This is a genomic window from Streptomyces deccanensis (assembly GCF_022385335.1).
Classification (GTDB): domain Bacteria; phylum Actinomycetota; class Actinomycetes; order Streptomycetales; family Streptomycetaceae; genus Streptomyces; species Streptomyces deccanensis.
Window position 1 is genome coordinate 2,133,505 of record NZ_CP092431.1, and the last position, 22,488, is coordinate 2,155,992.

18 protein-coding genes and 1 tRNA gene are annotated in these 22,488 nt (G+C 72.5%); 8 read left to right on the plus strand and 11 right to left on the minus strand.

Annotation, left to right across the window (positions count from 1 at the left end; genetic code table 11):
- Positions 1–57: 57 nt before the first annotated feature.
- Together L3078_RS09515 and L3078_RS09520 are read left to right on the plus strand one after the other, a co-directional pair.
- Complete coding sequence (locus tag L3078_RS09515) at positions 58–729, plus strand: FadR/GntR family transcriptional regulator (RefSeq protein ID WP_239752981.1); 672 nt, start codon at positions 58–60, stop codon at positions 727–729.
- Positions 730–887: 158 nt separating this feature from the next.
- Positions 888–1,904, plus strand: a complete 1,017-nt coding sequence (locus L3078_RS09520) for a PAC2 family protein (RefSeq protein WP_239752982.1) — start codon at positions 888–890, stop codon at positions 1,902–1,904.
- 144 nt (positions 1,905–2,048) lie between these two features.
- Here L3078_RS09520 and L3078_RS09525 read toward each other — a convergent pair whose 3' ends face one another.
- From L3078_RS09525 to L3078_RS09545, 5 genes are all read right to left on the minus strand, one after another.
- Positions 2,049–3,089 carry an SMP-30/gluconolactonase/LRE family protein gene (locus L3078_RS09525; RefSeq protein WP_239752983.1) on the minus strand — a complete coding sequence of 347 codons (1,041 nt, stop codon included), beginning with the start codon at positions 3,087–3,089 and terminating at the stop codon, positions 2,049–2,051.
- A gap of 408 nt (positions 3,090–3,497) precedes the next feature.
- Positions 3,498–4,727 carry a cysteine--1-D-myo-inosityl 2-amino-2-deoxy-alpha-D-glucopyranoside ligase gene (gene mshC / locus L3078_RS09530; protein ID WP_239752984.1) on the minus strand — a complete coding sequence of 410 codons (1,230 nt, stop codon included), beginning with the start codon at positions 4,725–4,727 and terminating at the stop codon, positions 3,498–3,500.
- 210 nt (positions 4,728–4,937) lie between these two features.
- On the minus strand, positions 4,938–5,795 hold the full coding sequence (locus tag L3078_RS09535; RefSeq protein ID WP_239752985.1) for an SCO1664 family protein: 858 nt from the start codon (positions 5,793–5,795) through the stop codon (positions 4,938–4,940).
- On the minus strand, positions 5,759–6,349 hold the full coding sequence (locus tag L3078_RS09540) for a DUF3090 domain-containing protein (RefSeq protein WP_086797757.1): 591 nt from the start codon (positions 6,347–6,349) through the stop codon (positions 5,759–5,761). The genes L3078_RS09535 and L3078_RS09540 overlap by 37 nt, the downstream gene beginning before the upstream one ends.
- A 96-nt stretch (positions 6,350–6,445) precedes the next feature.
- Positions 6,446–7,132, minus strand: a complete 687-nt coding sequence (locus L3078_RS09545; protein ID WP_239752986.1) for a histidine phosphatase family protein — start codon at positions 7,130–7,132, stop codon at positions 6,446–6,448.
- A gap of 73 nt (positions 7,133–7,205) precedes the next feature.
- Between L3078_RS09545 and corA the strand changes: the two genes are divergently transcribed.
- Positions 7,206–8,201: a magnesium/cobalt transporter CorA gene (corA, locus tag L3078_RS09550; protein ID WP_239760262.1), complete on the plus strand. Its 996-nt coding sequence runs from the start codon at positions 7,206–7,208 to the stop codon at positions 8,199–8,201.
- 93 nt (positions 8,202–8,294) lie between these two features.
- Here corA and L3078_RS09555 read toward each other — a convergent pair whose 3' ends face one another.
- Both L3078_RS09555 and L3078_RS09560 read right to left on the minus strand, forming a co-directional pair.
- Complete coding sequence (locus tag L3078_RS09555) at positions 8,295–9,083, minus strand: VOC family protein (protein WP_239752987.1); 789 nt, start codon at positions 9,081–9,083, stop codon at positions 8,295–8,297.
- A 291-nt stretch (positions 9,084–9,374) separates the two neighbouring features.
- Positions 9,375–10,430, minus strand: coding sequence for an LLM class F420-dependent oxidoreductase (locus L3078_RS09560; protein WP_239752988.1), 1,056 nt, complete (start codon positions 10,428–10,430; stop codon positions 9,375–9,377).
- A gap of 316 nt (positions 10,431–10,746) precedes the next feature.
- On the opposite strand from L3078_RS09560, the gene L3078_RS09565 reads away from it, so the two are divergent.
- Together L3078_RS09565 and L3078_RS09570 are read left to right on the plus strand one after the other, a co-directional pair.
- Positions 10,747–11,730: an aldo/keto reductase gene (locus L3078_RS09565; RefSeq protein WP_239752989.1), complete on the plus strand. Its 984-nt coding sequence runs from the start codon at positions 10,747–10,749 to the stop codon at positions 11,728–11,730.
- Complete coding sequence (locus L3078_RS09570; protein ID WP_239752990.1) at positions 11,727–14,027, plus strand: helix-hairpin-helix domain-containing protein; 2,301 nt, start codon at positions 11,727–11,729, stop codon at positions 14,025–14,027. Before L3078_RS09565 ends, L3078_RS09570 begins: the two co-directional genes overlap by 4 nt.
- 148 nt (positions 14,028–14,175) lie before the next feature.
- Here L3078_RS09570 and L3078_RS09575 read toward each other — a convergent pair whose 3' ends face one another.
- The gene (locus tag L3078_RS09575) at positions 14,176–14,865 is read right to left on the minus strand and encodes a hypothetical protein (RefSeq protein ID WP_239752991.1); all 690 of its coding nucleotides are present in this window, start codon (positions 14,863–14,865) and stop codon (positions 14,176–14,178) included.
- 48 nt (positions 14,866–14,913) lie between these two features.
- On the opposite strand from L3078_RS09575, the gene L3078_RS09580 reads away from it, so the two are divergent.
- The gene (locus L3078_RS09580; RefSeq protein WP_005485166.1) at positions 14,914–15,102 is read left to right on the plus strand and encodes a DUF5703 family protein; all 189 of its coding nucleotides are present in this window, start codon (positions 14,914–14,916) and stop codon (positions 15,100–15,102) included.
- A gap of 70 nt (positions 15,103–15,172) precedes the next feature.
- Here L3078_RS09580 and L3078_RS09585 read toward each other — a convergent pair whose 3' ends face one another.
- The 3 genes from L3078_RS09585 to L3078_RS09595 all read right to left on the minus strand — a co-directional run bounded on the left by L3078_RS09585 (position 15,173) and on the right by L3078_RS09595 (position 17,998).
- Positions 15,173–16,150, minus strand: coding sequence for a chaplin (locus L3078_RS09585; protein WP_239752992.1), 978 nt, complete (start codon positions 16,148–16,150; stop codon positions 15,173–15,175).
- 133 nt (positions 16,151–16,283) lie between these two features.
- Positions 16,284–16,517, minus strand: a complete 234-nt coding sequence (chpH, locus tag L3078_RS09590) for a chaplin ChpH (protein ID WP_239752993.1) — start codon at positions 16,515–16,517, stop codon at positions 16,284–16,286.
- 155 nt (positions 16,518–16,672) lie between these two features.
- Positions 16,673–17,998 carry a M20/M25/M40 family metallo-hydrolase gene (locus L3078_RS09595; protein ID WP_239752994.1) on the minus strand — a complete coding sequence of 442 codons (1,326 nt, stop codon included), beginning with the start codon at positions 17,996–17,998 and terminating at the stop codon, positions 16,673–16,675.
- Between the two features lie 199 nt (positions 17,999–18,197).
- Between L3078_RS09595 and L3078_RS09600 the strand changes: the two genes are divergently transcribed.
- Positions 18,198–18,282: transfer RNA gene (locus L3078_RS09600), tRNA-Leu, on the plus strand.
- Between the two features lie 281 nt (positions 18,283–18,563).
- A complete protein-coding gene (locus L3078_RS09605) occupies positions 18,564–22,439 on the plus strand; it encodes a Pls/PosA family non-ribosomal peptide synthetase (protein WP_239752995.1) in 3,876 nt (1,291 codons plus the stop codon).
- Positions 22,440–22,488: the final 49 nt, after the last annotated feature.

Here is a 22,488-nt window from a genome sequence, read left to right on the forward strand (position 1 = left end):
TGATACATCGGATGTCTGAACGCCCGGAACGGCCGGAAACGACAGGGAGGGGTCGCCATGGCAGTCACCGACGAGGCGATCGAGAAGATCAAGGGCATGATCGTCTCCGGCGCGCTGCGCCCCGGCGACCGGCTCCCGAAGGAGAGCGAGCTCGCGGCCGACCTCGGGCTGTCCCGCAACTCCCTGCGCGAGGCCGTGCGCGCCCTGTCGTTGATCCGCATCCTGGACGTACGGCAGGGCGACGGCACCTATGTGACCAGCCTCGATCCCCAACTCCTGCTGGAGGCGATGAGTTTCGTCGTCGACTTCCACCGCGACGACACGGTCCTGGAGTTCCTCGCCGTGCGCCGCATACTGGAACCGGCGGCGACGGCGATGGCCGCCCTGCGGATCAGCGAGCAGCAACTGGACGCGCTGGCGGCCCAGTTGGACAAGCTCGGCACCGATCCGTCGGTGGAGGAACTGGTCGCCTGCGACCTGGAGTTCCACCGGGGCATCGTGCAGACCTCCGGGAACTCCGTGCTGTGTTCGCTTCTCGACGGCCTGTCGGGTCCGACCACGCGGGCCCGCATCTGGCGCGGACTGACCCAGGAGGACGCCGTCAGCCGGACCCTGCACGAGCACCGCGCCATCCTGGCCGCCCTGCGCGACCGCGACGCCGACGCCGCGCGCTCCTGGGCGACGGTGCACATCGCGAGCGTGGAGCAGTGGCTGCGATCGTCGCTGTGAGAAGTTGATCACCTGAGGCTCCGGCGGCGGACGCGTGTTTGTGCCGTGCGAACGGGGCAGTGATCCGTTCACTCCCCCGTGCAAGGGGGCTGCGGTAGGCCCCTCGGCACGCCGTAAGGTTGGGGCGTACGCGAGGGCACGTCGGAAGGAGGCGCTGGGTGATCGAGCTGGAGGGGGTTCCCGAGCTGATCGACCCAGTGATGGTGGCCGCGTTCGAAGGCTGGAACGACGCCGGCGACGCCGCCTCCACCGCGGTCGCGCATCTGGACCGGGAATGGAAGGGCGAGGTGTTCGCGGCGCTGGACGCCGAGGACTACTACGACTTCCAGGTGAACCGTCCCACGGTGTGGCTGGACGGCGGCGTACGGAAGATCACCTGGCCGACGACAAGGTTGTCGGTGGTCAGGGTGGGCGGCGACAAGCCCCGCGATCTCGTACTCGTCCGGGGTATCGAGCCGTCGATGCGCTGGCGCTCGTTCTGCAACGAGCTGCTGGGCTTCGCCCATGAGCTGGGGGTGGAGCTGGTGGTCGTGCTGGGCGCGCTGCTCGGCGACACCCCGCACACGCGTCCGGTCCCGGTCAGCGGTGTCACGTCCGATCCCGATCTGGCACAGCGGATGGATCTGGAGGAGACCAAGTACGAGGGGCCCACGGGCATCGTCGGCATCCTCCAGGAAGCGTGCACGCACGCCGGTGTCCCCGCGGTCTCGCTCTGGGCGGCGGTGCCGCACTACGTGTCGCAGCCGCCGAACCCGAAGGCGACGCTGGCCCTCCTGAACCGCCTGGAGGACCTCATCGACGTACGCATCCCGCTGGGTGAGCTGCCCGAGGACGCGCGCGCCTGGCAGGTGGGCGTGGACCAGCTGGCGGCGGAGGACAGCGAGGTCGCCGAGTACGTGCAGACGCTGGAGGAGGCCCGGGACACGGCGGAGCTGCCGGAGGCGTCGGGCGAGGCGATCGCCCGCGAGTTCGAGCGGTATCTCCGGCGGCGGGACGGTGGGCCCGGCTCCGCCGGTCCGGCCGGGGGCCACGCCACGGCCGACGGGGGTGACACGGGCCCCGGCGCGTGGAACCCGAAGGAGAACCCCGGGGGGCGTACGCGGCCGCCGAAGCCGTCGCGGCCTGACGCCGCAGGCGAGGACGAGGGCGACGGCGAGGGTTCGTCGGAGGAGTAGTGGGCCGGGGATGCCGTGGCGGTGGCGCTGCGCGGGATCTGCGGGTTTGTTGTTGCTGGTCGCGCCCACGCGGCGGAGCCGCACATCGAGTGGAGCCCCGCGCCCCTTCGGGCGCGGGGAACTGGGCCAGGAGTTACCGGGTGCTCAGCATTTGATCGCCACCACCGCGTAGGTCGTGTCCGGGGTCGGGGTCGTGGTGAAGCGGGCGTTGGGCAGGTACAGGCGGTTCTTGTGGGCCGCGACCGTGGTCGGGACGTCGAAGTCGGCGTCGCTGAGGCGGCCCTCGAAGATGCCGCTGCGGCCGTCGGCGGAGAGCTGGAACACGTCGATCGCGTTCTGTCGGTTCTGCACGACGTAGAGCCGCCGGCCGAGGAGCAGCATGCCGTCGCCGTTGGTGAGGGGGGCCGCGTCCCCCAGGTCGACCAGGGTCGTGACTCCGGTCCTCGGGTTCACCCGGTGGAGACCACCGACGCCGGACTGGACGACCAGGAGAGCCTTGCCGTCCGGGGTCCGGGTGATCCCGTTGGCGTTGACCACCTCGCCCGGCGTCTGGGTCCAGGCGCCGCTGAGGGGGACCGTGACGACCTCGTCCGGGCCCGGCAGCCGGCCGTCGCGGCCGAGCGGCAGGGCGTACAGGGCGGGCTGGAACGAGTCGGTGAACCAGGCGGCGCCGGGGGTGAGGAAGACGTCGTTGGCGAAGGTCGGCGTCTTCGTGGTGAGCGTGTACGAGGCGATGATCTTGCCGGTACGGACGTCCACCACCCGGGCGCCCTGACCGCGCCCGGCGACGAACAGCCGCCCCCGGTCGTCGAGTTTGAGCCCGACGGAGGGCGTACCGGGGCCGGCCGAGATGATGCGGCCCGCGCCGGTGCGCAGGTCGGCGCGGTAGATCGAGCCGTCGCCGAGGGAGCCGAGGTAGGCGTAGGGGTCGGCGCCGATGGTGATGCCCTCGGGACGGAAGCCGTTCGGCAGGGGAATGACGTCGGGCCACGGGTCCCCGGACGCCGAGTCGGTGGCGGAGGCGGTCGAAGCCGCGGAGGCGGCGGAGGCGGAGGCGGCGGAGGCCCCGACGAGCAGCGCGCCGGCGGTGGCGGCCGACAGCGTGAGCAGGCTCCGCCGACCGAGGTGGGGGGCGGGGCCGGCGGAGGGGGATTGCGGGGGATGCGGGGGGAGCGGGGGTGCCACTGTGCGTCCCTTCCACGAAGGGACCGGCAGCTGGCCGGTCCGGCTTCAACTGACGTCTGTCACCCCATCACATGCCGACCGGCCCCGCAGCCCTTCACCCCTCGACCGACAGCGCCTTGACAGCCCCGGAAGAGCTCGCGGCCGGGATTGTGACGGTCTGTTCGGCTCGGCCGATCAGCTCCTCCTCCGTCCCTCCGTGAACTTCCGTCCAGGCACCGCGCCTTCGTGCCCCCTGCGGCGGGAGACCGGCCGTCCGCCCCGCGAGGAGCAGTAGCGGCCCTGCCTACGCCGCCTACGAGCGCTGGGGCGCGTCCTCCGGTCGGAGGACGCGCCCCAGCGGTGTCCGTGTGGTGCGTATGGTGCGTGAGGCGTGGGCGACGCCTGTGCAGAGTCGTTACTGCAACGGCTTCACAGGGCCACGCCCAACAGCGCGTCCACGGCGCGCGACACCACGCCGGGCGCGCCCTCGTCCGTACCGCCCCGCTCCTGCTGGAGGGCGGCCCAGCGGTCGACCGCGGTGAGCGCGGTGGGCGCGTCCAGGTCGTTCGCGAGGGCCTCGCGGATCTCCTCGACCAGGGCCTCGGCGGGCGGTCCGTCGGGGCGGGAGACGGCGGCGCGCCACCGGTCGAGGCGGGCCACGGCGTCCTGGAGCACCTGGTCGGTCCACTCCCAGTCGGACCGGTAGTGGTGGGCGAGGAGCGCGAGCCGTATCGCTGCCGGGTCGACCCCGTCGCGGCGGAGCTTGGAGACGAAGACCAGGTTGCCCTTGGACTTCGACATCTTCTCGCCGTGCAGGGCGACCATGCCGGCGTGGACGTACGCCTTGGCCATGGGGAACTCGCCGGTCAGCGCCTGCGCGTGCGATGCGCCCATCTCGTGGTGCGGGAAGGCGAGGTCGGAGCCGCCGCCCTGGACGTCGAAGCCCATGCCGAGGTGGTCGAGGGCGATGGCGACGCACTCGATGTGCCAGCCGGGCCGGCCGCGGCCGAGGGAGCCGCCGTCCCAGCTGGGCTCGCCCTCGCGCGCGGCCATCCAGAGCATCGGGTCGAGGGGGTTCTTCTTGCCCGGCCGGTCCGGGTCGCCGCCGCGCTCGGCGGAGAGCAGCCGCATGGTGGCGGCGTCGAGGCGTGAGACCTTGCCGAAGTCGGGGTCGGACTCGACGGAGAAGTAGATGTCGCCCTCGAGTTCGTAGGCGGCGCCGGAGTCACGGAGCCGCTCGACGAGCGGAACGATGCCGGGGATGGCCTCGACCGCGCCGATGTAGTGGCGGGGCGGGAGCATCCGCAGGGCGGTCATGTCCTCGCGGAAGAGGGCGGTCTCCTTCTCGGCGAGGGCCACCCAGTCGATGGAGTCGCGCTCGGCCCGCTCCAGCAGGGGGTCGTCGACGTCCGTCACGTTCTGGACGTAGTGAACCTGCCGCTTGGTGTCGAGCCACACGCGCTGAACGAGGTCGAACGCGTTGTAGGTCGCCGCGTGACCCATGTGGGTCGCGTCGTACGGGGTGATACCGCAGACGTAGATACGGGCGACGGGACCGGGGTCAAGGGTGATGAGCCCATCGGTCGCGGTGTCGTGGATCCGAAGGTCGCGGCCCTTGCCGGGCAGGGCGGGGACCTCAGAAGCGGGCCAGGCATGCATGCCACGAGCCTAACCCGATCGCCGCGCCGCTATGCCGGGCCCTCCGGGGGTTCGGCCGGTCGCCCCGTGACTCGCGGGGGACACGCTGTCGCGCGAGTGCGGCCGGGTGGGTGGCGGGGCGCCTATCGACCCGGGGGTACGGGCTGTTGCGCGACTGCCGCCGGGGCGTGGCTGATCGCGCAGTTCCCCGCGCCCCGGACGGGGCGCGCCTCAGACCGGGGGCCAGGGGATCGCCGGCCAGTCGCCGGTCGGCTCCGGGTGTCGGCCGCTCTTCAGCAGCGCGGCGACCCGCTCCCGTGTGGCGTCCAGCTCGGCCGGTGTGATCAACGCGACGAGCTTCGCGGCCAGGGCCCCGCCCTCGCCGAGCCCGTCGCGCAGCCGCTCCAGCACCCCCACGGCCTCCTCCGTGAGCGGCTCCCCCGCCCAGCCCCACAGCAGCGTCCGCAGCTTGTTCTCGACGTTGAAGGTCACTCCGTGGTCGATGCCGTAGAGCCGCCCCTCGGCGGCCGGCAGGAGGTGCCCACCCTTGCGGTCGGCGTTGTTGACGACCGCGTCGAGGACGGCGAGCCGCCGCAGCCGCTGGTCGTCGGCGTGCACGAGGAGCGCGGTCTCGCCGTTCCCGACCTCCGCGAAGCCGACGGCCTTCCAGCCCTCCCCGGCCTCCTCGCCGTCGACGAGGGCCAGCAGCTCGGACCCGGGCGCGCCCTCGATCCACAGCTGGCACATGCCCTGCCCGTACGGCCCGTCGCGCAGGACGGTGGGCGGGACGAGCCCCCAGCCGGTCGCCTCGGACACCTCGTACGCGGCGACCTCCCGCTGCGCGAGCGTCCCGTCGGGGAAGTCCCACAGGGGCCGCTCCCCGGCGACGGGCTTGTAGACGCAGGCGGCTTCCTGGCCTTCGTGCGAGACCGTGCAGTACAGCACCGCGTTGGACGCCTCCCGCACCTGCCCGCGCACCGTCAGCTCGCCCTCGGCCAGCAGCCTGACCGACGGCTCGGCCGGCGGGGTGGGCGCCGGCTCGGCGGAGGAGGTCACTCCCCGCGCCGGTATCCGTTCTGGCGCGGACATACGTGTCCCTCCGGGTCGAGCGGCAGACTGCACAGCGGGCACGGTGGCCGCCCCGCGTTGACGACGTCGAGGGCGCGCTTGGCGAAGGCCCGGGCCTGGGAGCCGGTGAGGCGGACGCGGAGCATCGGCGGGCCGTTCTCCTCGTCCTGGAGCATCCGCTCCTCCGCCTCGGCCAGGTCCTCCTCGGAGTCGGCGTCCAACTCGACCAGGGCCTGCGCCTCGACGATCATCCGCTCTTCGTCGCCGTCCCAGGCCAGCGCCATGGTGCCGACCCGGAACTCCTCCTCGACGGGGGTCTCCAGCGGCGCCGTGTCCGACACCTCGGTGGGGGCGACGGCCGGGACCGCGGCGCTGCCGCCGCTGCGCCGCACGACCTCGTCCAGCAGTTCGTCCATGCGCTCGGCGAGCGCGGCGACCTGGGTCTTCTCCAGGGCGACGCTGGTGACGCGCTGCCCGGAGGAGGCCTGCAGGAAGAAGGTACGGCGCCCGGGCAGCCCGACCGTACCGGCCACGAAGCGGTCCGGGGGGTCGTAGAGGAACACCTGACGGGACACGTCCTGTCTCCATTGGAATCGACGTCGGGACCGGCCGCGTCGGCTGCTGACTTGCTCAGCGCCGCCGCGACCGCTTCACCCTACTGCGGTTGACGATCACGGTGCCCCCGCACCGCCCCCCACGGTCGCGTCACCGCTCGGGGGCTCCTCGCGCGGCGCCAGGGACGAGAAGTCCCCGGTGTCGCCGAGGCGGACGAGAAACGGCCTGAGTCGGGTGTAACGGATCGCGGTGATGGAACACGGTTCGACAGAGATCCGCTGGAAGAGGTCCAGATGAAGTCCGAGTGCGTCCGCGACGAGCGACTTGATGATGTCGCCGTGCGAGCACATCACGTACACGGCGTCGGCGCCGTGGTCGCGCTCCACGCGCGCGTTCCACTCCCGGACCGCCTCGGCGGCCCGGTGCTGCATGGCCCGCATCGACTCACCGCCCGGGAACGCGGCGGCCGTCGGATGCGCCTGGACGACCTGCATCAGCGGCTCGTCGTTCAGCTCGGCGAGCTTGCGGCCGGACCAGTCGCCGTAGTCGCACTCGCCGATGCGCTCGTCGGTGTGCGCGGCGAGTCCCGGCCGGGCGTCCAGCAGTGGCCGGATCGTCTCCTGACAGCGCTGGAGCGGGCTGGTGACGACCTCGGCGATCGGCAGCCCGGCGAGGCGGTCGGGCAGCGCCGCGGCCTGCGCGGCGCCTCGCTCGTCGAGCGCGACCCCGGGCGTCCACCCGGCGAGCACGCCCTCGGTGTTGGCGGTGGAACGTCCGTGCCGGACAAGGATCAACGTGGGCATGCGCCCCAGCCTAGACGCCCGCCCGACGGCCTCCCCCGGCCCTGTGGACAAGGCTCTGCGAAAGGAACTCCCCGTGATCGTCGACTGCGCCGTCTACCGCGACGGGCACCGCACCGAGGGCCCCGACGACCTCTCCGACGCCCTGGCCGCCGCCCGCGCCTCCGGTGGCTTCGTGTGGATCGGCCTGCATGAGCCGTCGGAGAAGGAGTTCGCCCTGGTCACCGAGGAGTTCGCGCTGCATCCGCTGGCTGTGGAGGACGCCCTGAAGGCCCACCAGCGGCCCAAGCTGGAGGTGTACGACGACTCGCTGTTCATGGTGCTCAAGCCGGTCGTGTACGAGCCGTCCAGCGACACCGTGACCACCGGCGAGGTGATGGTCTTCCTCGGCCACGCCTTCGTGGTGACCGTCCGCCACGGCGAGGGCTCGCCCCTGGGCGTCGTACGCCGTCGTCTGGAGCAGGAGCCCGAACTGCTCGGCAAGGGGCCCACGTCCGTGCTGTACGCGATCACGGACGCCACCGTCGACCACTATCTGGAGGTGGCGACCGAGCTCCAGACCGACCTGGAGGAACTGGAGACGGAGGTCTTCTCCCCCGACGTCGGCGGCTCACGGAACACGGCGTCCCGGATCTACACGTTCAAGCGCCAGGTCCTGGAGTTCCGCCGGGCCACCGGCCCCCTCGCCGCCCCGCTCGCCCGGCTCTCGGGCACCGGCACCTCCACCCCCGCGGTGCCCTTCGTCGAGGAGAAGGCCCAGCCCTTCTTCCGCGACGTCAACGACCACCTCACGCGCGTCAACGAGTCCGTCGAGGGTCTGGACCGGCTGGTGTCCGACATCCTCTCCGCGCATCTCGCGCAGATGAGTGTCCGCCAGAACGACGACATGCGGAAGATCTCGGCCTGGGCGGCGATGGCCGCGATCCCGACCATGGCCGCCGGGGTCTACGGCATGAACTTCGAGCACATGCCGGAACTGCGCTGGGTGTGGTCGTACCCGGCGCTGATGGCGCTGATGGTCATGACGGAGGTGCTGGTGTACCGGCTCTTCAAGCGCCGGGGCTGGCTGTAGCGACCACCCGCCCCCGGGACGCTGTTCCTGGGCCGTACGCGCGCGTGGGCGGACGGTGCGGCCCCACGCGCGCGTGACGGGTGTGCGAGGTGCTCAGGCGAACTCGGGGGCGGCGGTCGCCGGTCCGCCGAGGGCGTCGCGGCGTTCCGGCATCGTCAGCGTCACCATGCGACGCCAGCCGACCGCCCGCTCGTACGCGTACACGGCGTGGATGCCGGCGGCGAGGACGGCCGCCTTCGCCCTGGGCCAGCCGAGGACGCGCCCCATCCGGTCCATCACGGCGAGGCTGACGTCCCGGTAGACGGCGATCTCCGCGAGGGCGCACTCGCGCAGGGTCCGCTGGATCAGACGCCCGTGTCCGGCGGCCGCGTAGCGCAGCAGTTCCTCGTGGGTGTAGGCGAGGTGGTTGTCCTCGTCGTCGGAGATCATCCGGACGGCCTTGCCGATCTCGGGATGGTCCGCGAAGTGCTTGCGGAGCATCACCATCTGGTCGGCTGCGCGCTGTTCGGTGACCCGGCTGTGGGACAGGTAGACGATGATGTCCCGCAGGGTGAGGGCCTGGTCGGCCTTGAGCTTCTCGTGCGCGAGACCGATGCCGCGGCGTTCGAGGAGCATGGTGTAGTCGGTCTCGGGCGGGACCTCCACCGGTTCGAGGCCGCGCTTCTTCATGAGGGCGTTGAAGATCCGCCCGTGTTTGTCCTCGTCGGCACCGTGGCGGGTGATCTTCGGTGCGAGTGCGCGCTCGCTCTGCGGGACGAGCGCGGCGATGCGCGCGTTCTCCCAGCCGCCCTGCGTCTCGCCGCTGGCGGCGATCGAACAGAACAGCCGGAACGACTCGTCGTTGTCGACGATCTCCTGGAACAGACTCTTGGCCGAAAGCATCGGAGGCACCTCTCTGCAGGGGGCCTGGCAGGGTCCTGCAGAAAACGAGTCAAATGGGGTACCAGGAGCCGGGCAACAGCTGTGTCGGACAAATCCGCCGAACGAAGGATGCCGGGGCGGCGCGAACGCGTAACCGAGCGGGTCGCGCCGCGTTGTCCTTCGTGACGGCCGTGGCGGGGAAGACCCCCGAGCCCCCACCACGGCCGCTGAACTTTCTGCCCCCGCCGACCCCCCTGCCGTCCGGCCGATTCCGGCCGGTTCCGGCGCGCGGCGGCCGTTGCGCCGTTCGGGTTACGCGAGCCCGGCCAGCTCCAGGGCCTCGGTGCCGGCTCGGAGCGAGGCGATCCGCTCGTCCAGGGTGAAGCCCGCGGGGGCGAGGGTGAGGGTGGTGACCCCGGCCGCGGCGTAGGCCTTCATCCGGTCGGCGATGCGCTCCACGGAGCCGAGCAGCGTCGTCTGGTCGATCAGCTCGTGCGGGATGGCCGCCGCGGCCCCGGCCTTGTCGCCGGCCAGGTACTTGTCCTGGATCTCGGCGGCCTCCTTCTCGTACCCCATGCGCTGGGCGAGCTGGTTGTAGAAGTTCTGCTTGCGGCTGCCCATGCCGCCGACGTACAGGGCGGTGTACGGGCGGAAGGTGTCGGCGAGCGTCGTGACGTCCTTGTCGTCGCCGACGGCCAGCGGCAGGGTCGGGCAGACGTCGAACCCTTCGAGGGTCTTGCCGGCCTTCTCCCGTCCCGCGCGCAGGTACGTGATCGCGGTGTCCTCCAGGTGCGCGGCCGAGGGGAAGATCAGCAGGGCGCCGTCGGCGATCTCGCCGGTCTGCTCCAGGTTCTTCGGGCCGATCGCGGCGATGTACAGCGGGATGTGCTCGCGGGTGGGGTGCACGGTCAGCTTGAGCGGCTTGCCGGGGCCGCCGGGCAGGGGCAGCGTCCAGTGCTCGCCGTCGTGCGACAGGCGCTCACGGGTCATCGCCTTGCGGACGATCTCGACGTACTCGCGGGTGCGGGCGAGCGGCTTGTCGAACTTGACCCCGTACCAGCCCTCCGAGACCTGCGGTCCGGAGACGCCGAGGCCGAGCCGGAAACGGCCGCCGGAGAGCGAGTCCAGCGTCGCGGCGGTCATCGCGGTCATCGCGGGCTGGCGGGCCGGGATCTGGAAGATGGCCGAGCCCACGTCGATGCGGTCGGTCTTGGCGGCGACCCAGCTGAGCACGGTGGCGGCGTCCGAGCCGTACGCCTCCGCCGCCCAGCACACCGCGTACCCCAGCCGGTCGGCCTCCTGGGCCACGGCCAGGTTGTCCCCGTCCATTCCGGCGCCCCAGTAGCCGAGGTTGATCCCGAGCTTCATAGAGACCCGCCTTCCCTTACCCATCGGTAACGTCCTTGTTCCCGCCGACCCTACCCTTGCGCTCCGCTGAGGGGGCGGGGGAGCTCGGGAGGTTGAGGTTGTCGGGCGAGTGCGGGTCGGTCGTGGTTGCTCGCGCAGTTCCCCGCGCCCCTGAAAGGCCTGCGGCCTTTCGGCATCGGCCCGCAGGGCCGTCCCGAGGGGCGCGGGGAACTGCGCGACAAGCCCCCACTCGGTCGCGGACGGCGAACCCGCACTGCCAAATTCGGTTATCCACAGGCCCCCACGTGACCAAGCCTGGCCAGTAATGTCGGCGTTCATGGAGCAGAGGCATCTCGGCCGTACCGGCCTGCGCGTGTCCCGGATCGGGCTCGGCACCCTGACGTGGGGCCGCGACACGGACGAGCATGACGCCGCGGACATGTTGAAGGTGTTCTGGGAGGCGGGCGGCACCCTCGTGGACACGGCCGACGTGTACGGGGACGGCGAAGCCGAGTATCTGCTGGGGCAGTTGATGGACGGGCTGGTGCCCCGCCGCGACCTGGTCATCTCCACGAAGGCCGGCAGCGTCCCCGACCCCGACCGCCGCTTCGACGGTTCCCGGGGCCATCTGCTCGCCGCGCTGGACGCCTCCCTCGCCCGCCTCGGCACGGACTACGTCGACGTCTGGCACATCCACGCCTACGACCCCGAAACACCGCTCGACGAAACGCTGCAGGCCCTCGACCTGGCCGTCAGCAGCGGCCGCGCCCGGTACGCCGGGGTCTCCAACTTCTGCGGCTGGCAGCTCGCGAAGGCGGCCACCTGGCAGCTCGCGGCCCCCGGCATACGCACCCGCCTGGCCAGTACGCAGTTGGAGTACTCCTTGTTGCAACGCGGCGTCGAACGCGAGGTGCTGCCCGCCGCGCTGGACCTCGGCGTCGGTCTGCTGCCCTCGTCGCCACTGGGTCGCGGGGTGCTGACCGCCAAATACCGCCACATCACGCCCCCCGACTCCCGGGGCGGCTCCGAGCACATGGCGCCGTTCGTCGCGCCCTACCTCGACGAGACGGCGACCAGCATCGTGGAGGCGGTGCAGACCGCCGCGGACGGTCTCGCCGTCACCCCGCTCCAGGTGGCCCTCGCCTGGGTGCGCGACCGGCCGGGCGTGGCCGCGCCCATCGTCGGCGCGCGCAACGCGCTGCAGCTCACGGGGGCATTGTCAGTGGAGAGCCTTAGTCTTCCTGACGAGATCTGCCGGGCTCTCGACGACGTGTCGGCGCCCGTGCACCGCTATCCCGATCACGACTGGAGCACGCTGTGAGCACGGAGCCCTCGACCACGGGGACGGACGAGCCGGGAGGAGGGGGCGACACGACGGCCTCCGCCGCGCCCGACGACGCGGCCGCCGACGCCGGGGCCGCTCCGGAAGGCTCGGCCGGGGACAGCGAGTCGGCCGACACCGCCGAAGTCGATACCGAATCCGGCGACGAAGCCGAGGCCGGTACCGAGCCCCAAGTCGGTGCCGCCGAAACCTCCGAGGCCGCGCCCGAAGTCTCCGAGGCTCAGGCCGAGTTGGCGGCGCAGCGGCTGGAGCGGGAGCGGATCGAGCGGCGCAAGGCGGAGAAGAGCGCGCCGATCACGAGCGGGGCCAAGCTCAGCGGGACGGCCGCCGACCTGCTGGCCGCCGTGCGGGCCGTGGAGGGCGGCCAGAAGCCCACGGCCACCGTCTTCGACGGGCCGGAGCCGACGCCGCGTCGGCCCGCGGAGGAGCCGGTGCGGCGGCCACAGCCCGTGGCGCCCCCGGTCGGCGTGGCTGTCCCCTCCGGCGAGACGGTCGACGCGGTGCGCGCGGTGCTAACCGAGGGTGGTGCTCCCGAGGCCCTGGTGCCGCAGGTCGCCGAGGCGCTCGGCGAGGGCGCGGGCGCCCGGCTGCGGGAGGATCCCTGGCAGTTGCTGCGCGTGCCGGGCGTACGGCCCGAGCAGGCGGACGGGTTCGCGCGGGCCCTGCTCGGCGCGGAGTGCGGCCCGGACGACGAGCGGCGGGGCCGGGCGGTCACCGTATGGCTGCTGGAGCAGGCGGCCGTGGCCGGGCACACGGCGTTGGAGGCCCCGGCCCTGGTCGCCGCGCTCGGTCAGCGTTCCGTCCCCGACCCCGACGAGGCGGTCCAGAGCACCGTGGCCGAGGGCGAGGCCCTGGTCTTCCAGGACGCGTTGGACGACGCCCCGGCCGCGACCCGTTCCGCACCGGCCCCCGCATCCGCGCACGCCGACGACGAGGGCGAGGGTGAGGGCGACGAGGCGGAGGAGGAGCGCCCGGTCCGTGTCCTCATCGGCCTGGAGCGTTACGCCCTCGCCGAGGAGAGCCTCGCCGACGCACTCGCCCGCCTCATGAACTCCCTGCCCAAGGAGGATCCGACCGACTGGGCCTCGGCAGCGGCGTCGGCCCCGCGTTCCGCCGCCGAGCTGATCCGTGCCGTCGCCGGACACGGGCTCGTGCTGCACACCGGCGGCGAGGCGGCCCGCGCCGAGCCGGCGGCGCTCGTCACGGCCGCCCGGTCGCTGGGCCTGCGGGCGTACGCGGCGACGCACAGCGCGGACGGCAGACGACGCTTCGCCGCACAGCTGGGCTCCGCCGGCGCCGAGCCCGCTGAGAGGGACGACACCGTCGTGGCGACCCTCGCCGGGCTGCTGTCCGGCGCCGAGGGACCCGGCCGTGACGTGGACGGCGCGCTCGACCTGGACCTTCTCGTGGTGCTGGACGCGCCCCAGTTGGACGTCGAGACGGCCGCGCTGCTCGCCGAGTCGCTGCCCGACGGGGCCCGGCTGGTGTTCAGCGGCGACCCGGGGGTGCTGTGGTCCGCCGGGCCGGGCCGGGTCTTCGCCGACCTGCTCGCCGCCCGGGCCTGCCCGCAGGTGGCCTCCCGGACACCCGACCCCGGGCCCATCGGCGAACTGGTCTCCGGCATCGGGATCGGCGAGCTGAACCAGGTCGACGCGCCCGGCAAGGAGGTCGTGATCGTGCCGGTGCGGGACGCCGGTGAGGCCGTGCACCGGACCGCGCAGCTCGTCGTGGACTCGGTGCCGAGGGCGTTCGGGATCCCCGCGGAACAGGTGCGGGTGATCACCCCCGGCCATGGGGGCGCCGCCGGTACGCGTGCGCTGAACGCCGCGTTGAAGGAGCGGCTGAACCCCGGTCCGGGCCGTTTCGGCGGCTTCGACCCGGGCGACCGTGTGGTCCACTCCCCCGCGCCGGGCCGTACGACCCCCGGCCGCGTGGTGAAGGCCGATGCCGAGGGGCTGCACCTGGAGTGCGCGGGCACGGCCGTCGTCGTACCGAAGGAGCGGGTCGAGCAGACCGTGCGGCACGGGTGGGCGCTGACCGCGCACCAGGCCGTGGGGCACCGGTGGCCGGCGGCGGTGGTGGTCCTGCCGGGTGACGCGGCGCAGGCCCTCACGCGCCCCTGGGTCTACACGGCCTTCGGTCGCGCCGAGCGGCACCTGTCCGTCGTGCACGGGGTGGAGCAGGCCCTGCCGCGCGCGGTCGCCGAGATCCCGCCGAAGCCCCGCACGACCCGACTGCCGGCCCTGCTCAAGGCCCAGGTGCCGCCGACCGATTGACGCACCGCCCGGCAACGGACGCGCGCCTCCTGGAGCGGCCCGCAGGGCCGTCCTCCAGGGGGCGCGGGGAACTGCGCGAGCAACCACGCACGACCCGAGGCCGCCGACGACGGACGCCCCGAGCTCTCAGGCGCCCCGCTGAGGACCCCTACCGGTCCACATCCAGCGGTTCCAGGTCCTCGTCCTCGTCCAGGTCCGCGACGAGCGTGACGTCGTCGTCCAGGTCGTCGTCGTCCGGCTCGTCGTCGAAGACCGCGCTGACGTCGAAGCGGCAGACGGTCAGCTGTGTGTCGACCCCTTCGAAGGGCGCCTCCAGCCACTCCCCGGGCTCGGCGGCGTCGTCCGCGGCGGTCACCCAGAGCGTGGAGTCGCCCTCCTCCAGGCCGAACTCCTTGTGCCGGGAGGCGATCTCGTCCGGTTCGAACTCGCCGAACAGCACCCCGAGGGCGCCGAGCACCGTGCTCGCGGCCCCCTCGGAGGCGGTCGGCTCCTCGGCCGCCTCCACGCGCTGCGCCTGTGCCAGCAGCCGCTGCGGCTCGCCCACCGTGTAGTCGCGGCGGATCAGCACACTGAGCGCGCCTGGCTCGTCGGGGCCGATGTACGGCGGCCTGTCCTCGGTGCCGGGGATCTCGAAGGGCGTGACCTCGTCATAGCGGTCGTAGAGCAGTTCGTCGTACTCCTCGGCGGCCGCGGCCAGCTCGTTGAACGCCTCGTAGACGGCCGGGTCGTCCTCCCCCGACCGGCGTTCGACCGCGGCCAGGTGGCGGTCGAGCGCGGTCTTGACCGCCTCGGCGGCGGCGCGTACCTCGGCAGCGGTGGGCTGCGCAGCATCAGACATAGTGCAGACGCTATCCGTACCGGGCCCCAGCCCGCACAATAGATACCGATGCCGGAATACGAATTTGTCGACGTGTACGTACCGCGCGGGGTCTCCCGCAAGGACGCCACACGCCTGCTGACGGACCATGCCGAGTACGGACACTGGGAGTTGGACCGACTGAGCCTGCTGCGTGACGGCAGCCGCAGGGTGCGGTTGCGCCGACGGATCATCCGCCAGGTGCGCGCCACATGGTGAGTGGGCGGAACGCGACGGAGCGGGCCCCGCGGATGCGGGGCCCGCTCCGTCGCGTGGACGCCGGGTCCGGTTACAGCGCGGCGGCGCGTGCCTTGCGGTAGATCAGGGCACCGCCGATCAGCGCCCCCGCGCCCACCGGGAGCATCATCCCCAGCGGCAGGTCGCCGCCGGTCTGGGCGAGCTGCGCGGCGCCGTCGGGCCGGCTGACGGTCTGCGTGCCCGGGGTGTTGGTGTCACCGCCGGGGACCTCGCCGCCGGGCGTGCCCGGACCGCCGGGCCCGCCGGGCTTGCCCGGAGCCTGCGGGGACGCCTCCTCGGAGTCGCCCGGCGGGTTCTGCGTGCCGCTGCCCGGGTTCTCGTGCGCCCCTCCGCCGCCCGAGTTCCCGCAGTCGTCGTCCGCGACCCCGTTGCCGATGCCGACCACGCTGACGCTGTTGCCGCACACGTTGACCGGCACGTGGACCGGAACCTGGATGTGGTTGCCGGAGGCCACACCCGGCGAGTCACCGGTGTGACCGCCTGCGTGGGAGCCGCCGCCGTAGGACGGACCGTGGCCGTCGTCGCCGTAACCGCCGCCATAACCGCCGCCGCCCGAGCCGTTGGAGCAGTCGTTGCCCACGGCCGTGTTGCCGACGCCGACCACGTTCACGCTGTTGCCGCAGACGTTGACCGGTGCGTTCACCGGGGCCTGCACGACGTTGCCGGAGGCCACGCCGGGCGAGTCACTGGCGTGACCCCGGGCCTGGGAACCCCCGTGCGAGGAACCGTGGCCCTGGTCGCCGTGGCCGCCGCCTGCGTGCTTGCCACCGCCGTTGGAACACTTGTTGCCGGCTGCCGGGTTGAGCAGCCCGACCACGTTCACCGTGTTGCCGCAGACGTTGACCTCGGCCTCCACCGGCGCCTGCACGGTGTTGCCGGAGAGCACGCCCGGCGAGTTGGTGGCGGAGCCCTGCGCGCCGGAGTCGGCGTGCGCCATGCCTCCGGCCGCGGCGAAGACCCCGGACGCGGCCGCCACCGTCATGAGGCCTTTGCGGGTGACCTGTCGCATTGCTGAATTACCTGCCTTAAGCCTTATGTTGTGATCTTGTACACCTTGTCGGGAGACCGAACGGCCCCGGAGTGCATGGCGCGCACTCCGGGGCCGACGGTTTGTTCAGACCCTCACCGGGTGAGGCACAACGTCACTTGTTGATGCAGGTGTTGCCGAAGGCGGGGTTCAGCAGCCCGATCACCGAGATCGTGTTGCCGCACACGTTCACGGGGACGTGAACCGGCACCTGGACGACATTGCCGGACGCGACACCCGGGGAGCCGACGGCGGCACCCTGAGCCCCGGCGTCGGCGACGGCCATACCCGCGCCCGCGAGAACCAGACCACCGGTGGCAGCCGCAGCGGCGACGACCTTCTTGAGCATTGTTCCTCCTTGTTGGCAAAGCGACTCCAAGTAGCGAGTCGCATCACCTGTAACGAGGAGGGAGTAATGGAGCTACGAGCTTATGGTCGGATTCACTCGTCACGGTCGACCTTCGTACGCCCGGCCGAATTAAGTGCCGGACGGGTCAGGACGGGTCAGGACGCGTCGATGAAACGGTCGAGCACGCGCACACCGAACTTCAGGCCCTCCACCGGCACCCTCTCGTCGACACCGTGGAACATGCCCGCGAAGTCCAGCTCCGGCGGCAGCTTCAGCGGCGCGAAGCCGAAGCCCCGGATGCCGAGGTCGTCGAAGGACTTGGCGTCCGTACCGCCGGAGAGCATGTACGGGACCGCCTGCGCGGCCGGGTCCTCGGCGAGCAGCGCGGACTGCATGGCGTCGACGATCGCCCCGTCGAAGGAGGTCTCCAGCGCCTTGTCGGAGTGCACGTCCTCGCGCCGCACCTTGGGGCCGAGGATCTTGTCGAGGTCGGCGAGAAACTCCTCCTCGAACCCGGGCAGGAACCGTCCGTCGACGTGCGCGGTGGCCTCACCCGGGATGACGTTGACCTTGTAACCGGCGCCGAGCTGGGTGGGGTTGGCGGTGTTGCGCAGCGTCGCGCCGATGAGCTTGGCGATTCCGCCCAGCCTGGCGAGGGTGCCCTCCATGTCCTCCGGGTCGAGCGTGGTGCCGAGGGCGTCGCCGAGTTCGTCGAGGAAGGCGCGGGTGGTCTTGGTGACCCGTACCGGGAACTGGTGGCGGCCGAGGCGTGCGACGGCCTCCGACAGTTCGGTGATGGCGTTGTCGCGGTGGATCATCGAGCCGTGGCCCGCCGTTCCGGCCACGGTCAGCTTCATCCAGTGCATGCCCTTCTCGGCCGTCTGGATCAGATAGAGCCGCCGCTGCTCGTTCACGGTGAACGAGAACCCGCCGACCTCGCTGATCGCCTCGGTGACGCCCTCGAAGAGATCGGCGTGGTTCTTGACGAGGTGCTTCGCCCCGTAGGTGCCGCCGGCCTCCTCGTCCGCGAGGAAGGCGAGCACGATGTCGCGCGGGGGCTTGCGGCCACTGCGCATCCGGTCACGGACGACCGCCAGCGTCATGGCGTCCATGTCCTTCATGTCGACCGCGCCCCGGCCCCACACACAGCCGTCCGCGACCTCGCCGGAGAACGGGTGGTGGGTCCAGTCCGCCGCGTTGGCGGGGACGACGTCGGTGTGGCCGTGGATGAGCAGCGCGGGCCGGGACGGGTCCTCGCCCTCGATCCGGGCCACCGTGGAGGCGCGGCCGGGGTGCGACTCGAAGATCTTCGGCTCCAGGCCCACCTCGGCCAGCTTCTCGGCGACCCACTCGGCGGCCTTGCGCTCGCCCGGGCCCGAGTGGTCGCCGAAGTTGCTGGTGTCGATCCGGATCAGCTCGCGGCAGAGGTCGACGACCTCGTCCTCGCCGGTCACGTGCCTGCCCGTGTCCGTCTCACTCACGCTGGTTCCTCCCGCTGTCGCTGCTGGTGGTTCCCCCTCATCCTCCTCCTGCCCCACCGCCCCTCCCAAGACCGGGACCGGCCCGTCACACGCCGTTCACGCCGGGCCGCCCCCGGGGACGGGGTGTGATCGGGGGCCCTCGAAAGCCTGGTAATGTTTCCTTCGTCGCCGCGGGGAGAACCCGCACGACAGACACCTTGTCCGGGTGGCGGAATGGCAGACGCGCTAGCTTGAGGTGCTAGTGCCCTTTATCGGGCGTGGGGGTTCAAGTCCCCCCTCGGACACATAGTGGCGAAGGCCGCGACCCCAGGGTCGCGGCCTTCGTGCGTTGGGCGGCGAAATGTGGGACATATCTCTCGCTGTTCGAGAAAGCGCAGGTCACAGCCGTTCGGGAGTCCCCTGCGGGCCGCTCCGCGGTTGCCTCCGCTTGGCCGACACGACAGGCCGTAGTCACCCGAGCACTAGAGTATGGGGCTTGTTCGGCACCGGTACGGAAATATCCCCAGGCAGACCTGTGGCCCCTCCGGCGCCCCCGGATGGTCCGGGTTCGAGAGGCGAGGATCCGATGGCCGCCGTATACGAGAGTCCTGACCTGACGCTGCTCGACGGAGAGTTGGCCGAGGGGACCGGGCAGTTCGGCCAGGTGGCCCGTTTCTCGGCCGGTCCCGCGGCCTCCCCCCGCACCCTCGTCGACGTCTTCGAGGCGTCCGTGCGGTCGTACCCGGAGGAGCCCGCGCTGGACGACGGGAAGCGGCGGCTGACCTACCGTGCGCTGGCCGTCGAGGTGGAGAACCTGCGGCGACGACTGGGAGCCGCCGGGGTCGGGCTCGGGGACCGCGTCGGGGTGCGGGTGCCGTCGGGCACCAACGAGCTGTATGTCGCGATCCTCGCGGTGCTGGCCGCCGGGGCCGCCTACGTGCCCGTCGACGCCGAGGACCCCGACGAGCGGGCCGAGCTGGTGTTCGGCGAGGCCGAGGTACGGGCCGTCATCGGGGCCGGGCAAGAACTGACCGTGCACGGCGCGTCCGACTCCCCCGCCGCGCGGCCCGGGGTCGAGCACGACGCGTGGATCATCTTCACCTCCGGGTCGACGGGCAGGCCCAAGGGCGTGGCCGTCAGCCACCGCAGTGCCGCCGCGTTCGTGGACGCCGAGGCGGCGCTGTTCCTGACCGAGGAGCCGATCGGGCCCGGGGACCGGGTGATGGCCGGGCTGTCCGTCGCCTTCGACGCGTCCTGCGAGGAGATGTGGCTGGCCTGGCGGTACGGCGCCTGCCTGGTGCCGGTGCCGCGCGCGCAGGTCAGGAGCGGCGCGGATCTGGGGCCCTGGCTGGTGGAGCAGGAGATCACGGTCGTGTCGACCGTGCCGACGCTGGCCGCGCTGTGGGAGCCCGAGACCCTCAACGACGTACGGCTGCTGATCTTCGGCGGTGAGGCGTGCCCGCCGGAACTGGCGCAGCGACTGGTGACGGAGGGGCGGGAGGTCTGGAACACGTACGGGCCGACCGAGGCCACCGTCGTCGCCTGCGCCTCGCTGATGTCCGGTGCGGAGCCGATCCGGATCGGGCTGCCGCTCGACGGGTGGGAGCTGGCCGTCGTGGACGAGGCCGGGGAGCCCGTGCCGATGGGCGGCAGCGGGCAGCTCGTGATCGGCGGGGTCGGGCTCGCGCGGTATCTCGACGCCGAGAAGGACGCGGAGAAGTACGCGCCGCTTCCGTCGCTCGGCTGGGAGCGGGCCTACCGCAGCGGTGACCTGGTGAAGGCCGAGCCCGAGGGGCTGATCTTCCTCGGGCGGGCCGACGAGCAGATCAAGCTCGGCGGTCGGCGGATCGAGCTGGGCGAGGTCGACGCCGCGTTGCAGGCGCTGCCCGGTGTCGCGGGCGCCGCGGCGGCCGTACGGACCGCGCGGAGCGGCAACCAGCTGCTCGTCGGATACGTGGTCACCCAGGAGGGCTGGGACCACGCGGCGGCCGTGGAGAAGCTGCGGGCCGAGCTGCCTGCCGCGTTGGTGCCGCTGCTGGCGCCGGTGGCGGAGCTGCCGACCCGGACGTCCGGGAAGGTCGACCGGAACGCCCTGCCGTGGCCGCTGGCGGACCTGGAGACCGCTGGTCCCACCGAGGAGCTGTACGGGACCGAGGCGTGGCTCGCCGAGCAGTGGGCCGAGGTGCTGGGGATCCCGGTCGGCGGCGCGGGCGACGACTTCTTCGCCATCGGCGGCGGCAGTCTGGCCGCCGCGCAGCTGACGACGCGGCTGCGGACCCGGTACCCGAGCGTCGCGGTGGTGGACGTCTACCAGCGGCCCACGCTCAGGAAGCTGGCCCGGTACCTGGAGGAGTCCGGCGGCGAGGACGGTGCCCGGCGGGCTGTGGCGCCGGTGCCGGTGCGGGCGCGGCTCGTCCAGCTCGCGCTGCTCTTCCCCCTGTTCACCCTGCTCGGCCTGCGGTGGGTCGTCCCGCTGGCGGCACTGGGGAATCTGCTGGGGTCCTACGCCTGGCTGCCGACCGCGCCCTGGTGGGCCGTGGCGGTCGGGGCGGTGCTGTTCTTCACCCCGCCGGGGCGGCTGGCGATCGCGGCGGGCGGGGCGCGGCTGCTGCTGCGTGGCGTCGAGCCGGGCCGGTACGCGCGCGGCGGGAGCGTGCATCTGCGGCTGTGGGCGGCCGAGCGGCTGGCCGAGTTCAGTGGGGCGACCTCGCTGACCGGGGTGTGGCTGGAGCGGTACGCGCGTGCCCTGGGCGCCAGGGTCGGGGCCGATGTCGATCTGCACGCGCTGCCGCCGGTGACCGGGATGCTGAAGCTCGGGCGGGGCGCGGCCGTGGAGTCGGAGGTGGACCTCTCCGGGTACTGGCTCGACGGGGACCGGCTGGAGATCGGGCCGGTCAAGGTGGGGGCCGGCGCGGTCGTGGGGACGCGGAGCATGCTGCTGCCGGGGGCCAGGGTCGGCAAGCGGGCCGAGGTGGCGCCCGGGTCGGCCGTGGTCGGCCAGGTGCCCACCGGTCAGCGCTGGGCCGGGGCGCCGGCGGTCAAGCTGGGCAAGGCGAAGCGGAACTGGCCCAAGGAGCGGCCGCAGCGGGACCTGTTCTGGCGGGCGTCGTACGGCGTGACCGGTGTCGGGCTGACCGGGCTGCCGGTGCTCGCCGGGGTCGCCGCGCTGGCCGTGCTGGGCCTGTTCGTGGATCCGGCGGCCGGGCTCGGCGGTGCCCTGCGGGGCGCGGCGCTCGGGCTGGTGCCCGCCACGCTCGCGTTCGGGGCGGCGTACGCGCTGCTGCTGCTGGTCGCCGTGCGGCTGCTGAGCCTCGGGCTGCGGGAGGGTACGCATCCCACGCACAGCCGGGTCGGCTGGCAGGCGTGGACGGTCACCCAGCTGATGGACCGGTCGCGGGAGACGCTGTTCCCGCTGTACGCGGGGCTGGTCACGCCGGTGTGGCTGCGGCTGCTGGGGATGCGGATCGGCAAGGGCGCCGAAGTGTCGACCGTCCTTGCGCTGCCGAGTCTGACGACGGTCGGGGACGGGGCGTTCCTCGCGGACGACACCCTGACCGCGCCGTACGAACTCGGCGGGGGCTGGATGCGGATCGGGCGGGCGGAGATCGGGCGGCGGGCGTTCCTGGGGAACTCCGGGATGACCGCGCCGGGGCGTTCCGTGCCGGACGGCGGTCTGGTGGGGGTGCTGTCGGCGACGCCGAAGAAGGCGAAGAAGGGCAGTTCGTATCTGGGGCTGCCGCCGGTCAAGCTGCCCCGGGCGGCGGCGGACGGCGACCAGAGCCTGACGTACGAGCCGCCGGCGCGGCTGCTGTGGGCGCGGGCGCTGGTGGAGCTGTGCCGGATCGTGCCGGTGTTCTGCTCGGCGGGGCTCGCGCTGCTGACGGTGGCGGTGCTGAGCGCGCTGGGCGGCTGGGCGTGGCTGTGGGGCGGCGTCGTGCTGCTGGGGGCGGGTGGGCTGGCGGGTCTGGTGTCCGTCGTCGCGAAGTGGCTGCTCGTGGGGCGGCACCGCACGGGTGAGCATCCGCTGTGGAGCGGTTTCGTGTGGCGCAACGAGCTGGCGGACACCTTCGTGGAGGTGCTGGCGGTGCCTTGGCTGGCGGGTGCGGTGCCGGGGACGCCGGTGCTGAACGTGTGGCTGCGCGGGCTGGGGGCGCGGATCGGCAAGGGGGTGTGGGTCGAGAGTTACTGGCTACCCGAGACCGACCTCGTGACGCTCGGCGACGGGGCCACGGTGAACCGGGGATGCGTCCTGCAGACCCACCTCTTCCACGACCGGATCTTGCGGACGGATACTGTGGAGCTCCGTGAGGGTGCCACTTTGGGCCCGGGCGGAATCGTCCTGCCCGGCAGCGTGGTCGGGGCCCGCACCACGCTGGGTCCGGCGTCGCTGGTCATGGCCGCGGAGTCCGTTCCCGACGACACCCGGTGGCTGGGCAACCCGATCGAGTCATGGCGCCGCTGACCGCGGCTCGTGCGGCGTCGGGCGACCCGGGGGACGATGGACGTCGTAC